The sequence below is a fragment of the Psychrobacter sp. UBA3483 genome, assembly GCF_002377905.1.
Lineage (GTDB): Bacteria > Pseudomonadota > Gammaproteobacteria > Pseudomonadales > Moraxellaceae > Psychrobacter.
Window position 1 is genome coordinate 70,214 of sequence record NZ_DFQS01000044.1, and the last position, 14,370, is coordinate 84,583.

Genomic DNA, 14,370 nt, shown 5'->3' on the forward strand with positions numbered 1-14,370 from the left:
AACGCTGTTTAATGCCACCCGTCAATTTAAGCTGATTGTATTGTAAGGCAATCGTTTTCTAAGCGGATTGCGGTAAGACGGCATTTTTCATGCGTTTTTTAATGATACGTTGTTTGTTGCGCAAGCGTTTGTCACTTTGATGACCTTCGTAGTATTTTGGATTGGTCAACATGGCGATGAGTAAAGCCGATTCATCACGATTTAGGTTGGCCGCTGATTTATCAAAATAATGCTGGGCGGCGGCTTCAACACCATAAATGCCGTTACCAAACTCAGCGACGTTGAGATAAGCGGTCAAAATGCGCTGCTTATCCCAAAAGGTTTCTATCATTACTGTGATAATCGCTTCTTCAGCTTTACGGGTATAAGAGCGATGCGAGGTAAGAAATAAGTTTTTGGCCAATTGCTGGGTAATCGTTGAGCCGCCCGCTGACATTTTGCCCGTTTCTTCGTTCTTTTTCTGTGCCGCCTTAATGCCTTTCATATCAAAGCCATTATGCTGGCTAAAGGTCGAATCTTCACTGACAATCGCTGCTTGTTTGGCAGATTTGGCAATGGCGTCATACTCAGCCCACGTTTGCGTGACCGTGCCACCCGTTAAACGATGGGTCAGCATAAACATGCTATTATTAATCGGCTGGGTCTTCCAAATCAGTAGCAGACCTGCGACCAATATATGAAAAGCCACCACCAACAACATGAATGCCAGTAATAAGCGTTTGAGAAATGTGCCAAAACTTGCCATGCGAGCGATATCCAAGTAGTTAAAAAATAGTCAACATAATAAACTGTTAACCCTAACGCGTTAATCATAAATAGCAGGTCATCTTACCTAATCTCACAATCGCTGTCATTATTTACCCTATTTCTTTATTATGTAAATACTGCCAAGTGCTATGAATATTTTTCTTTAAAAATTTAAAACTAACGCTTGGCGATAAATAGATATAAGAATAAGAGTGTAAATATGGCTAATAATACAGTAGCAATGTTACGGGCACGCATGATTGCCGCCAATCCCAATCTTGGTACGGCTGAAAATCAGGATAAATGGTGGCTACTCGGAACGACTGGCTGTCATCTTTGTGACATCGCTGAGCAGCTGCTTAGCCAATTTCAAGCGGTGCAGCCGATACGCTATCAGTATGTTGATATTGCTGATTTTGATGAGGTGCTGATGATGGAGTTTGCTACTACGATTCCTGTGATATTGACGCCATCAAAACGCTTGAACTATCCTTTTTCAGTGTTGGATTTGCAGCAATTATTAGCAGCGTCATAAAACAGACAACGTAAAAAATGATAATAATGAGAAACTTATGAAAGATTTAAAGAAAATAACGGAAATTGAGGATTTGCGCCGTGTTGCCGAGCGTAAAGTACCACGGATGTTTTATGATTATGTCGATTCAGGCTCATGGACTGAGACTACTTATCGCAACAATGAAACCGACTTTGACCGTATTAAATTGCGCCAAAGGGTTCTGGTCAATATGGAAGGGCGCTCGCTTGCCACGGATATGCTGGGCTCAAAAGTCAAAATGCCCGTTGCTATCGCCCCAACTGGCTTTACTGGCATGATGTGGGCCGATGGTGAGATTCACGCCGCACGGGCAGCGGAGAAATTTGGCGTGCCCTTCTCGCTTTCAACCATGAGTATCTGCTCTATCGAAGATGTGGCAGAAAACACCAGTGCGCCGTTTTGGTTCCAGCTCTATGTGATGCGCGACCAAGAATTTATGGCAAACCTGATTCGCCGCGCTAAAGCGGCCAATTGTTCTGCGCTTATCTTAACCGCGGATTTACAAGTCCTCGGCCAACGTCATAAAGATATCAAAAACGGTCTATCTGCGCCGCCAAAACCTACGCTTGCTAATATATTAAACCTCATGACCAAGCCGCAGTGGTGCATGAATATGCTCGGTACCAAACGGCATAGCTTTGGTAATATCGTCGGTCATGCCAAAAACGTCGAGGATATCTCATCGCTCTCGGCATGGACGGCTGAACAGTTTGACCCAGCGCTAAGCTGGGATGACGTCGCACGCATTAAAGATATGTGGGGCGGCAAGCTCATTATCAAAGGCATCATGGAACCTGAAGACGCCATCATGGCTGCCCGTAGCGGTGCCGATGCGTTGGTGGTTTCAAACCATGGCGGCCGTCAGCTTGATGGGGCGTTGTCTTCCATTGCCGCGCTCGCTGATATCGTGCAAGCGGTACGAGCGGAAAATAGCAATATCGAGATTTGGCTCGATAGTGGTATTCGCTCCGGTCAAGATGTGCTCAAAGCACTCGCTGTAGGCGCCAATGGTACAATGATTGGTCGCGCGTTTTTGTATGGGCTTGGCGCTTATGGCGAAGATGGCGTGCGCCGTGCGCTAGAGCTTATTTATAACGAGTGTGATATCAGTATGGCGTTTTGTGGTCATACCGATATCAATCAAGTGACGGATGACATTTTGGTTAAAGGCACTTATGAGAATCTTAAAACTCATGCTTATTAAAAAGCTAGTCCTTATTAAAAAACCCAACTTTATTAAATATTGATATATTCAGTTCGGTGTGAAAAGGATATGTTCAAAATAGCATGCTGCTAGAATAAATTTTCCTTGCTTGCTGTGTGCTTCGCACTCCAGAGGCTGCGAAAAATTCATTCTAGCAACCCTATATCGTTTTGCAGTTGAATCGACTATAACCCGCTTATAGGTGACACGCCTTAACCCTAGCCTTTATACTCTACTCATCACTTTTTATTGATAGTTTGCGTTTATGACCATTCAACAATTATTAAAAACCGCGCCCGTCACCACTTTGCTATTAATAAGCTTTATCGGTTTATTTATCATGCAGGTGCTAAGCGGCGTCGATGCCAATAATCCATCGACTGAAGCATTGCTAAAATGGGGCGCCAATGCTCTGCCTTATACCATGGATAATGAACCATGGCGCTTGGCAAGTAGTGCCTTTTTGCATATCGGTCTGATGCATTTATTGTTTAATGGTTTTGCCATGTATTTTTTTGGCCAGATTGCCGAGCCGATGTTCGGTTCAGTAAAGTTTTTGGCGTTATTTTTACTCGCGGCAATCGGTGGCAACCTACTGAACAACCATATTACGTGGCAAGGTATCTTAGATGGCACTGGACAACCGGGCATATCGGCGGGCGCGTCTGGCGGTATCATGGGTATCGGTGCCGCGCTATTGATAGCCGCGCTGTTTAAAATACCAGTCAATGGCATGGTGCTCAATCTGAAAAGCCTGATCATTATTATGGGCATCAATTTGGTATATGGCTTTGCCGTACCGGGGATTGATAATGCTGGTCATATTGGCGGCGCGGTCACAGGATTGGTGATTGCATTGGCGTTTGCCATTGCCTACCGTCAGCGCTTGGCTGCGACGCTAAAGCATCTACCTAGCGCAGCTCAAGACATTTATCACACCACTTATATCAACTCTCCAACAAGTAGCGATACTGACTTTTCCATCCCTACTTCTACTCACGCTCCTCGCTTTGATAATGAGGGTAATTTTGATAATAACAGCAGTTTTAATCACGACTCTGCTGTAAACTTACCCTTAGATAGCTATGCCAATCAAGCAAGTCTTAATCACAGCAAATTTAACAAACAACGAACAGCGACCAAATCGACGCTTATTTGGCAATTGCTACCGTGGCTGGTCATGCTGCTGATCAGTATTGGTTTTATATGGTGGTGGCAAGATATTCATCAGCAAATATTACAAGTGCTAGCAGCCATTGAGTAAAATGCCAGACTTATTTATTATTCTATTTATCGACTCTGTTTTTACTATTTATCCCACCCACTTATGAGAGTAAACCATGTTTAAACCATCAGCGCTATCGCAACCGTTGACGCGCACTGTCCTTAGCGCATTGACCGCCACTGCCCTATTTAGTATCGCTAGCTTCTCTAATGCTGCCCTGTTTAAAAACAACTTACCGACTGATAAAGATGCCATCTTAAGCGTCGGCGTCAACGTCATGGCGGTCAAGTCAGCTTATGATTTGGAAGACAGCACCGACATAAAAGTATTGCCGGGTGTGTTTTATGATAACAACAGAATCTATGCACGCGGTGCGCAGGCTGGCGCTTATATTATCAATGATGGCACCAATCAGCTAGCCGCTTATGCGCAGCTTGATGGCAGTGAATTCGACCCTGATGATGCGACTGGCGCGCTGCAAGGTCTGGATAAACGTAAGGCTTCAGCCGCTGCTGGTCTATCGTATCTGCGTCGTACGCCTGTGGGTGGTTTTCGCCTGCAAGTCGCCACCGACGTGTTAGATAATAGTGGCGGCAATACGGCGCGCTTGACCTATCTTGCCAAAATCACTAAAGATAAGCTAACAGTTTATCCAAGCATTGGCTTTGAATATCATGATGCCGACTACAATAACTATTATTATGGCGTTAGTGCGCAAGAGTCAGCGAAGACAGGCGTCGCTGCTTATGAGTCAAATAATAGCTTAAACCCTTATATCAATATTAGCGCTAATTATGATTTTAATGAGCGCTGGGCAGGATTTGCCAATCAAAGCTTAAGCTATCTGCCAAATGAACAATACGACAGCCCAATGGTTGATTCGCGTACGGATGCCACGACGACGCTAGGATTGCTTTATAAGTTTTAATAAATTTTAGATTTTGGATAGAAAAAAGACCTTGCCGCGTTATGGCGATAAGGTCTTTTTATTTAATAGTTTTACATGTAGGATGCTCTAGCTCGGTTTAATATATTTCAACCTTACTCATTTTCTCAATAAGCTTATACGATTTGGAGTTCTTATCTTTGAGAATAGAAATCGTATCTGTCATGATATATTGATCCCAAGCTTTTGCGTTAGTCTTAAAGTCAGCGTAATACACAACATCTTTAATCCTACGAAAATGTCTGAACCATACCCCAAGCTTTGGTTCCGCTCTTCTAATATAGTTATATTCGCTATTGATAGTGACAAGTGCTACGGGGAAATGATGAGATATAATAAGAACCTTATCGCCAACTTGCATATCTTTTGCAAAACTTATGTAGTCCTTTTGACTTGATAGAATATCTTTCTGTGATTCTGCTAGTAAGTCTCCTACCTCAGTAGCAAAGTCCAAACCAATAAAACCAGCTGCAATACTTTGATTTGAATAAAAACCAGATTTTTGACTGTCATCTGGGTGTAGTTGCATTCTCCAGTACTTCATTCACTTCCCCTTGAAATATATTTTATGCTAAAGAAAAACGGTGCAAGCACCAAAAACCCTATCTTTATTATTTTTTAAAAAATCATGCTTTCGTCGAATTTTTATCTAAAATAAGGTTGTCATATTTATATGAACGCCCAATTATTCTCGTAGGCCTTCAATTTCTTTTATTCTCTTGATTATATCTGAATCAGGTTTAGACTTAGATATTGTAGAAAAATGCTTGAATATTTCACTAACTCTAGCCTCCTCCAATATCATTTTTCTTGTTATTTTAGCTGTCTCATAGACCTTCAATCTTGCTGATATAATATCTAGCTCATTATCATGATTTAGAACATTTTCGGCTCCTATATAAGAAGTGGCGACCTGAACAGTCAAATACCTGTTTATATAGAAGCCGTTTTTATCCATAAATTCACAAAGAGGAACTATAATTGAGCTTATCAAACTAGTTCTATCATACTCATTCAACTCTGTATTCGTCATCACCTCTGATATAACGTTACTGCTTCCAACAAACAATGCGTATAGCTCTTCATGAACAGCTAAACGCTTATCAAATATTCTCTGAGAATAAATCTCGATACGATTCTTTCTCCTAAAGTGCTCTCCAATTAAGGCTCCAAGTAATACTCCCACTAAACCAATTAATGCACTTTCCATCCCTTTTTCCTTATCACATGCAGATTTCAATCTTCGCTTATATTAGCATTAGTACTCCCCAATAAAGAACAAACGTGAGTTAATCGAAAATTTTCTTAAGAAGTAGATGTAAATACTTTGCTATAAAAGAATATTTTATACATCTCTGTCTAAAGATCAAAAAAAACCTTGCTATCCCATTCTCAAAGGATAACAAGGTCTTTTTTTATCTAACTCTATCAGCCTGCTAAAAACTAGCCTTTAAGCTTTTTGATAGAGGCAACATTACAGCCCTTATAAAGGATTTCACTGCTGGCGTTTTGGATATTGGCCGATGATTTATGGTAGTTATTCAAACGCAGCGCACCCGTCATAATACTAAAGTTGTCTTCATCACCAAACACGGTATCAACCGTGTCAGAACGACCTAAGTTAATGGGTAAAAATCTTTTTTTGCCATTCAAATTGGCTTCTGCAAAGGTCGGTAAATACTCTTTGTTAAAACCGTAAGTCACGCTGACTTTCTTGTTGCTTTGGCAAGTATAGTTGACTTGTCTAATTTTAACAGCGGTATCATAACTTTCGCTTGGCTCCATTACTTGGTCCGAGTAAGCCATGGCAGAACCAGAACCCAGCATTGCCATCATAATACCAGCTGATGATAGAGCGGCAGTTAACTTTTTCATAAATTACCTCAATGATATAAATAGAATGGTCATAGATAAGAGAAATATGGACGTTAGCGGCGAACTATTTTTAGTTAGTCTAATCGTTTGCTCTTATTGTCTTTGTCGTGATTTAAAATTTTTTTAAAACTTTGATTCACGAGCCCTTATCTAGGTACTCATTATAAGCAAAATTTTTGTTAGCGCTGTTATAACTATTGGTACGCTTGTTGTCTGAGCGTAAGACATTGTTGCGCGCGATGTAGGTGCTTCAATTGATAGATAAAAAAAGACCCTGCTCATTCCTCTATAAAGGATGGCAAGGTCTTTTCAAATAACTTACTTCTTAGTGGAACAAATATGACACTACTACACGGAAGATGAGCGCAAATGGTACCTGTCGTACATTAAGCGAGTCTGACACCATAGCAGGTCGTTATTTATTTTACGACTTAAGAAGGATGTACCATATCAGCAGGGGTTACCCACTCATCGAACTGCGCTTCAGTTAACAGCTCCAATTCAACCGCCACTTGCTTCAAAGTTTTGTTTTCTTTATAAGCCGTCTTAGCGATTTTCGCCGCATTTTCATAACCAACATGACGGTTCAAAGCAGTCACTAGCATTAATGAATTATGCAAGAAGTCATCGATTTTGTCTTTGACTGGCTCGATACCAACCGCACAATTTTCGTTAAAGCTGTTGCAAGCGTCACCCAATAGCTTGATAGATTGCAATAAGTTAAAGGCAATCACTGGCTTATAAACGTTGAGCTCAAAGTTACCTGACGCGCCAGCCATGCTGATAGTGACATCGTTACCCATGACTTGAGCGACGACCATGGTCATTGCTTCTGACTGCGTTGGGTTTACTTTACCCGGCATGATAGATGAGCCTGGCTCATTTTCTGGAATCGTCAATTCGCCCAAACCACAGCGAGGACCTGATGCCAACCAACGTACGTCGTTAGCGATTTTATTTAAGCTACCTGCTAGCGTTTTTAATGCGCCAGAAGCAAATACTTCAGCATCACGAGCCGCTAGTGCTTCAAATTTATTTGGTGAGGTGACAAACGGCAGACCAGTCAAGGTTGATAACTGTTCAGCTGCTTTTACCGCATAATCAGGGTGAGCGTTTAGACCTGTACCAACCGCTGTGCCGCCTAGTGGCAATTCATATAGACCTTGTAGCGCGTTATCGATACGAGTTAATGAATGGTCAAGTTGGCTGACATAACCGCTGAATTCTTGACCTAGGGTCAAAGGCGTCGCGTCTTGCAAATGCGTACGACCGATTTTAACGATACTATCGAATTCTTTGGCTTTGGCATCTAGCGTATCGCGTAGTGCTTTTACCGCTGGGATAAGCAGGCTGTTAATCTGACGGGCAGCCGCCACACGAATCGCGGTTGGGAAGCTGTCGTTGGTAGACTGTGCATGGTTAACATGGTCATTCGGGTGAATCGGCGTGTAGCTGCCGCGCGCGTTCCCTGCGATTTCGTTGGCACGATTTGCCAATACTTCGTTCATGTTCATGTTTGACTGGGTACCAGAACCTGTCTGCCATACTACGAGTGGGAACTGATCCGTTAAACCACCGTTGATAACTTCATCAGCAGCTTGCACGATTAAATCGCGCTTATCGCCTTCGATACGCTCAAGGCTAGCATTGGTAATGGCAGCGGCTTTTTTCACTAGCGCCATTGCTTCAATCATCGGACGTGGCAATGTCTCGCCACCAATTTTAAAGTTCTCGCGGCTACGCTGAGTTTGCGCACCCCAATAAGCGTCAGCTGGGACTTCCACGTTGCCCATGGTATCTTTTTCGGTACGAGTTGCCTGATTCTGTGTCGACATAACTACCCTCTTTGATGGTTTGTTGTATAGCTGCTTTGAAAAAAGTGCAACACACGCTGCACATAAAGGAAAATACGATGTAAAGTGGCGTTATGATAGCATGACTTATCACAAATTTCTCCAAGTCCGTGAGGCTAACTGATGTCTAAAAACACCGGCCAACAACATTCTGCTACTGAATTATCTAACTCATTACCTGAGTTATCGGCTGATGACGCTCGCTCTAAAAAGGAGGTTAAAGTCGCTGATAGCTTGGCTAATCCACCCAGACGACAATTTACCCGCCAGCGTCGGCAATTAACAGCTGGCGAGCGTAGACAATATGCGCGCATGGCAAGCTTACATTTAATTAAATTGCAACAACGCTTACCGCCGCATGCAAAGATTGGCTTATATTATGATGGCTTTGGTGAGCTGCCCACTCAGCCACTGTTGGACTGGATTATACGTTCGAATTATCAGCCGTATCTGCCTGTGGTTGGTTCGCTCGGTCGTACTAAAAATGGTAATGATGATAAACGTCTGCGCTTTGTACCTATTTATCAGTCGAAACTGCTGAATATACCGACGCGCATTCACAGCTTAGGTATGAAGCAAAACCATCATCGCAGGTTACTTTGGGCACACGAATTAGATGTGATTATCTGTCCGCTCGTGGCGGTTGATAAAAGCGGCAATCGTATGGGCATGGGTGGTGGATTTTATGATACAACCCTTGGTAAAAGCCATCAGGCAGGGTTAAAAAAACCATTGAAAATTGGTTGGTGCTATGATTTTCAAGTGGTTGAGCAGCTTGAGCGCCAAGCGTGGGATGTGCCTTTAGATGGTTTGATAACACCAAGTGGCTTGAGGTGGTTTAAACGAAATCAGATTACAAGCCGCTATGACAAAGCATCTAGCGCTGATAGTGTTGATACGTACTTACGAGCATTGGGAAATGATGACGCTAGAGAGAAGCTCTACTACAGTCAAGAACAAGCCTTTAACTCCGACGAATTAGCAAAGGTGGTTAATAAGAAACGCTTAAATGAATTACTGGCTGACAGTGATGCTTTTTTGGCTAGTCTAAGTGGTGAGATTGAGGATTTTGAAGATAAAAATAAAGACCCATAAAGGATTTATAAAGACAACAATGAGCTACTTTTGCTCAAAACCACTAAGGGTAGTTTTTACTATCTTGTGGATCATTTTCGTCGGTCTTATTATCACGTTAGGTTTTAGCACAAATCCCTATTTACTTCACGTTCAGAATATTCCTCCTCCGCACCCCTATCCTATAGAATTAGTCGTTATATTAATAATGGCGATGCTGTTTCACTTAAGCCTACTGGTAACTATGGATGTATATATGGATAGTCGCTGGAAGTTCTTCGCTATGCTGTTGACTAGCATTTTATTTTTATTTGGTTTCGGTATGATGGCGATGCATGCACCGCCGTCATTAGGTGGGATGATTTTTTGGACATTCCTGTCATCTTTACTATTTTTATTGCTTTGCTTTCGGCAGGTCTGTTTATTTTTTTTAAGGCGATTTTTTCGTAGAGAATCAGTTTAATAACAAGGTAATTGATATTTTAAAGCTGGGTTAAAAACCCAGCCTACACCAAACTCTACTTAACTTTGATAGCTTTACAACACCATCGCCGCAATCCAACCAAATACCAATAACGGAATATTGTAATGGATAAAGGTTGGTACCACACTGTCTTTGATATGGTCGTGCTGACCATCAACGTTTAGACCAGAGGTTGGTCCAAGCGTCGAGTCTGACGCAGGCGAACCGGCATCACCAAGCGCGCCAGCTGTACCAATAATCGCCACGGTTGCTAAAGGTGAGAACCCTAAAGAGATACATAATGGTACATAAATCGCCGCCAAAATAGGAATAGTTGAAAAAGACGAACCAATACCCATGGTCACAATCAAGCCAATCAATAGCATAATAAATGCAGCCATCGCTTTATTTCCCGCAAACAACGATGCGGCGCCATCAACCAACGGCTGTATTTGCTCGGTCGCTTTCATGACTTCGGCAAAGCCTTGGGCAGTAATCATAATAAAGCCAATCATCGCCATGAGCTTAATACCGTCATTAAAAACGGTATCAGCATCACGCCATTTGACCACGCCGGTTGCCATAAAGACGCCAAAACCAAACATCGAGCCTAGCAATAATGAATCGGTATAAAGCTGTACGACAAAGGCGGTCACAATAGCAATCAGCGCGACGATGGTTTTCATCTTGCTTTGCGTTTGGGCATCGGCAGCTGTTTTGCTTAACGCGTCTTTTTCTACTACCGCATCGCGAGCCTCTTTATCAATGGCTAATTGGGCATACTGGCGCGGCTTACGATAGCTGATAAATACCGCCACTAGCAAACCAACGAGCATACCAAGTGCCGGAATCGCCATAGCTTTGGTGACCGAAATATTCGATACATCAATACCGGCTTCACCGACGTTTTTAAGCATGATTTGATTAAGATAAATATCGCCAAAGCCATAAGGGATAAACATATACGTGGTCACAAGACCAAAAGTCATCAGACAGGCAATCAGGCGTCTATCGATTTGCATGCGGTTAAAGGCAAGCAATAAAGGCGGTACAAGCAGAGGAATAAAGGCGATATGAATCGGGATTAAGTTTTGGCTAAAGCAGCTCATGGTGACGAGCCCTGCAAACAGCATGTATTTAATCATGCCACCTGTACCTATACCTGCCCCGCCAGCATCAATGCGTTTAATCACCGCCCCTGCCAAAGATTGCGGCAAGCCCGAATGCGCAATCGCTACCGCGAAAGCGCCCAATAAGGCATAAGACAACGCAATTTGCGCGCCATTACGGATACCTTCTTGAAAGGCATTTAAGGTATCGGTCATACCAAGACCCGCAATCAGCCCACCTGCCAGCGCGCCGATTAATAAACTGAGTACCACGTGTACCCGCGCCAAAGACAGGCCTAGCATGATGACTACCGCTAGTAGCACCGCATTGATGGTCATATTCTCGCCCCTTACCCTATGTTTTTTGGTCCGCTATTGACTATTGGCACGCTATTAGCACATTGCCGACCTATTTATTTCGCCCTAGCGTTTTAACTCACACGTTAACCCATATAGTTGCTATTTGAACGGAGCGGTTAAGACGCGCGTCATTTTACCTGATTTTAGCTATAAATCCCACGCGCAAAACTTAGCAGACAGGAGCGACCCTGCAAATAAAGACGCAATATTGTCATGACTGCTCGTCATATAGCCTTGCAATTTCATTTAGCAACACCATTTATCTAAACATGAACCACTAACTTGACTTTACAAGTCTGGTGAACGAGGAAGAATATATGAGTGAACATAAAATTGCCCAAGACAATATCGACATCGATGTCGACGTTTCATCTAACGTTGCTGATGATAAGGCGCTAAATACTTCATCTGACGATACCTTAGAAAACGTCTCGGCGTCTAAAACTATTCAGGACAGCGCTAAAGACATCGAAGCTGAAAACGTTAAGGCAAAAGACGGTGAAGAGAGTTATCTGCCGCTACTAGCATTGCGTGATGTGGTTGTCTATCCGCATATGCAAATTGCGTTATTTGTCGGCCGTGCGCCGTCGGTAAAAGCCGTTGAATTGGCACAAGCTGAATACGGCAATAAAGTATTGGTCGTGGCGCAAAAAGACTCGCTAACTGAAGATATTGATCAAGATAACTTGTATCAGTACGGAACGGTGTGCCGCATCGTCAGCACTATGCCGCATGATAGCGATGAAAATTGCATCAAAGTATTGATTGAAGGTCAATACCGTGCGCGCGTTGATAATATTGAAAATCACGACGAGCTATTGATGGCAAGCTTTACGCGTGCTGATCTCGATATCAGCATGAGTGAGAGCCAACAAAAAAACACCATTCAGGCCTTAACGACGTTATTTGAAGGCTATGCCGATGCTCGTCTGCGTAATGCTCGTGAGCTAACTCGCGTGGCAAAACGCATCGATGATTTGCTTGAGCTGGTGTATTTTATCTCAACCCGTGTGTCGATGGATTTGGATATTAAGCAGTCGTTCTTAGAAGAAGACGATATCAAAACCCACATCAATACCTTGACCGAATATCTCGTTAAACAAAGCGCTGAGCAAAATATCGAGCAAGATATCCAAGATGCCGTTCGTCAGCAAATGGAAGACAATCAGCGCGAATACTTCTTAAACGAGAAGATGAAAGCCATCAAAAACGAGCTGTCAGATATGAATGACGGCGCGTTCGATGAAGACGACGTGGCTGAGCTTGAGCAGCGTTTAGAAGATGCTGACTTGCCAGAAGATGTGCGCAAAAAAGCCGAGCAAGAGCTGAAAAAACTTAAAATGATGCCGCCTGCATCGAGTGAATCATCAGTGGTGCGCAATTATATTGAATGGATTTTGGATACGCCGTGGAATGCGACGACCAAAGTGTCTATCAATTTAGATAAAGCGAAAACCGTCTTAGACGAAGACCATTATGGCTTGCAAGATGTGAAAGACCGCATCCTAGAATACCTCGCCGTACAATCGCGGGTGAAAAAACTGCGCGGTCCAATTCTTTGTTTAGTCGGTCCTCCGGGTGTCGGTAAGACCTCGTTGGGTGAGTCAATTGCGCGCGCAACGGGTCGTAAGTTTGTACGTATGGCACTTGGTGGCGTCCGCGATGAAGCGGAAATCCGTGGTCATCGCCGTACTTATATCGGTGCGATGCCAGGTAAAATCGTTCAATCACTGGCGAAAGTCGAAGTTAAAAACCCGCTATTCTTATTAGACGAAATCGATAAAATGGCGCAAGACTTCCGCGGCGATCCAGCGTCAGCGTTGCTTGAAGTGCTAGATCCATCACAGAACGATACCTTTAACGACCATTATTTGGATATGGACTTAGACTTATCACAAGTGATGTTTATCTGTACTGCCAACAGCATGGATATTCCACCTGCCCTGCTTGACCGTATGGAAGTCATTCGTCTACCGGGTTATACCGAAGAAGAAAAGGTCAATATCGCGCAGAAATATCTTGTGCCAAAAGCGATTAAAAATAATGGCCTTAAAGAAGGCGAAATTGAAATCGTTGAAGCGGCATTACATAGCATCGTGCGTAGCTATACGCGTGAAGCTGGTGTGCGTAACCTTGAGCGTGAAGTCAATAAAATCTGCCGCAAAGTGGTTCGCGGTTCGGTTGAAACCCATGGTGCACGTGCTCCTAAAAAAGCCGAACGTGAGCTGGTAGTAGTCGATGACAAAAACATCGATGACTATCTAGGCGTCCATCAGTACGATTATGGTCTGGCAGAAGAAGAGCCTGAGATTGGTCGCGTGACTGGGCTTGCTTGGACGCAAGTCGGTGGCGAACTATTAACCATCGAAGCGGTCGCGATGAAAGGTAAAGGCGAGCTGAGCTTTACAGGGTCACTCGGCGATGTAATGAAAGAGTCTATTCGTGCTGCCATGAGCGTAGTACGTGCTCGCGGTGACAGCTTAGGGATTGATTACGAGACCTTTAAAACTACTGACGTCCACGTGCATATGCCAGAAGGCGCGACCCCGAAAGACGGTCCATCGGCTGGTGGTGCGCTCACGACAGCGCTGGTCTCTGCCTTGACGGGCATTGCCATTCGTCCAGATATTGCGATGACAGGCGAGATTACCTTGCGCGGTAAAATCCTACGTATCGGTGGTCTCAAAGAGAAGCTGCTAGCTGCGCATCGCGGTGGCATCAAGCACGTCTTGATTCCAGCGACCAACGAGCGTGACTTGGCCGATATCCCTGATAATGTCAAAGAAGGATTGACCATCCAGCCAGTAGCGACGATTGATGAGATATTAAAAGTAGCATTGGTAAGTATGCCAGTGCCGCTTAAACCAGCTAAAGTGACGGTTGATAAAACCTCAAGCAAAGCGCTGCATAACTAATCTGATTAGTTACTAATCCCGTCTTAAAAATTAAAGAGCCGCT

At 43.5% G+C, this 14,370-nt stretch carries 12 protein-coding genes; 6 read left to right on the top strand and 6 right to left on the bottom strand.

Annotated elements, in window-relative coordinates:
- Window positions 1-58 precede the first annotated feature (58 nt).
- Window positions 59-745: a monofunctional biosynthetic peptidoglycan transglycosylase gene (mtgA, locus tag B2866_RS08035; protein WP_102077665.1), complete on the bottom strand. Its 687-nt coding sequence runs from the start codon at window positions 743-745 to the stop codon at window positions 59-61.
- Window positions 746-967: 222 nt separating this feature from the next.
- On the opposite strand from mtgA, the gene B2866_RS08040 reads away from it, so the two are divergent.
- The 4 genes from B2866_RS08040 (at window position 968) to B2866_RS08055 (ending at window position 4,660) form a co-directional block, all read left to right on the top strand.
- Window positions 968-1,282 carry a glutaredoxin family protein gene (locus tag B2866_RS08040; RefSeq protein WP_102077664.1) on the top strand — a complete coding sequence of 105 codons (315 nt, stop codon included), beginning with the start codon at window positions 968-970 and terminating at the stop codon, window positions 1,280-1,282.
- A gap of 37 nt (window positions 1,283-1,319) precedes the next feature.
- Window positions 1,320-2,507, top strand: a complete 1,188-nt coding sequence (locus B2866_RS08045) for an alpha-hydroxy acid oxidase (RefSeq protein WP_102077663.1) — start codon at window positions 1,320-1,322, stop codon at window positions 2,505-2,507.
- 265 nt (window positions 2,508-2,772) lie between these two features.
- Entirely contained in the window at window positions 2,773-3,771 is a 999-nt protein-coding gene (locus tag B2866_RS08050) for a rhomboid family intramembrane serine protease (protein WP_296192555.1), read from the top strand.
- Window positions 3,772-3,847: 76 nt separating this feature from the next.
- Window positions 3,848-4,660 carry a MipA/OmpV family protein gene (locus B2866_RS08055; protein ID WP_296192557.1) on the top strand — a complete coding sequence of 271 codons (813 nt, stop codon included), beginning with the start codon at window positions 3,848-3,850 and terminating at the stop codon, window positions 4,658-4,660.
- A 97-nt stretch (window positions 4,661-4,757) separates the two neighbouring features.
- Here B2866_RS08055 and B2866_RS08060 read toward each other — a convergent pair whose 3' ends face one another.
- From B2866_RS08060 to fumC, 4 genes are all read right to left on the bottom strand, one after another.
- Window positions 4,758-5,207, bottom strand: coding sequence for a hypothetical protein (locus tag B2866_RS08060; RefSeq protein ID WP_296192560.1), 450 nt, complete (start codon window positions 5,205-5,207; stop codon window positions 4,758-4,760).
- A gap of 156 nt (window positions 5,208-5,363) precedes the next feature.
- Window positions 5,364-5,888 carry a hypothetical protein gene (locus B2866_RS08065; protein WP_296192563.1) on the bottom strand — a complete coding sequence of 175 codons (525 nt, stop codon included), beginning with the start codon at window positions 5,886-5,888 and terminating at the stop codon, window positions 5,364-5,366.
- A gap of 233 nt (window positions 5,889-6,121) precedes the next feature.
- Window positions 6,122-6,553, bottom strand: coding sequence for a DUF7606 domain-containing protein (locus B2866_RS08070; protein ID WP_296192565.1), 432 nt, complete (start codon window positions 6,551-6,553; stop codon window positions 6,122-6,124).
- A 431-nt stretch (window positions 6,554-6,984) separates the two neighbouring features.
- Window positions 6,985-8,388 (bottom strand): class II fumarate hydratase, encoded by a 1,404-nt coding sequence (gene fumC, locus B2866_RS08075; RefSeq protein ID WP_296192567.1) that lies wholly within the window; start codon window positions 8,386-8,388, stop codon window positions 6,985-6,987.
- A 141-nt stretch (window positions 8,389-8,529) separates the two neighbouring features.
- On the opposite strand from fumC, the gene B2866_RS08080 reads away from it, so the two are divergent.
- Window positions 8,530-9,501 (top strand): 5-formyltetrahydrofolate cyclo-ligase, encoded by a 972-nt coding sequence (locus B2866_RS08080; RefSeq protein ID WP_296192570.1) that lies wholly within the window; start codon window positions 8,530-8,532, stop codon window positions 9,499-9,501.
- 516 nt (window positions 9,502-10,017) lie between these two features.
- On the opposite strand, the gene B2866_RS08085 is transcribed toward B2866_RS08080, so the two are convergent.
- On the bottom strand, window positions 10,018-11,391 hold the full coding sequence (locus B2866_RS08085; protein WP_296192572.1) for a Na+/H+ antiporter family protein: 1,374 nt from the start codon (window positions 11,389-11,391) through the stop codon (window positions 10,018-10,020).
- Between the two features lie 488 nt (window positions 11,392-11,879).
- Between B2866_RS08085 and lon the strand changes: the two genes are divergently transcribed.
- Window positions 11,880-14,327, top strand: coding sequence for an endopeptidase La (gene lon / locus B2866_RS08090; RefSeq protein WP_409520834.1), 2,448 nt, complete (start codon window positions 11,880-11,882; stop codon window positions 14,325-14,327).
- Window positions 14,328-14,370 lie beyond the last annotated feature (43 nt).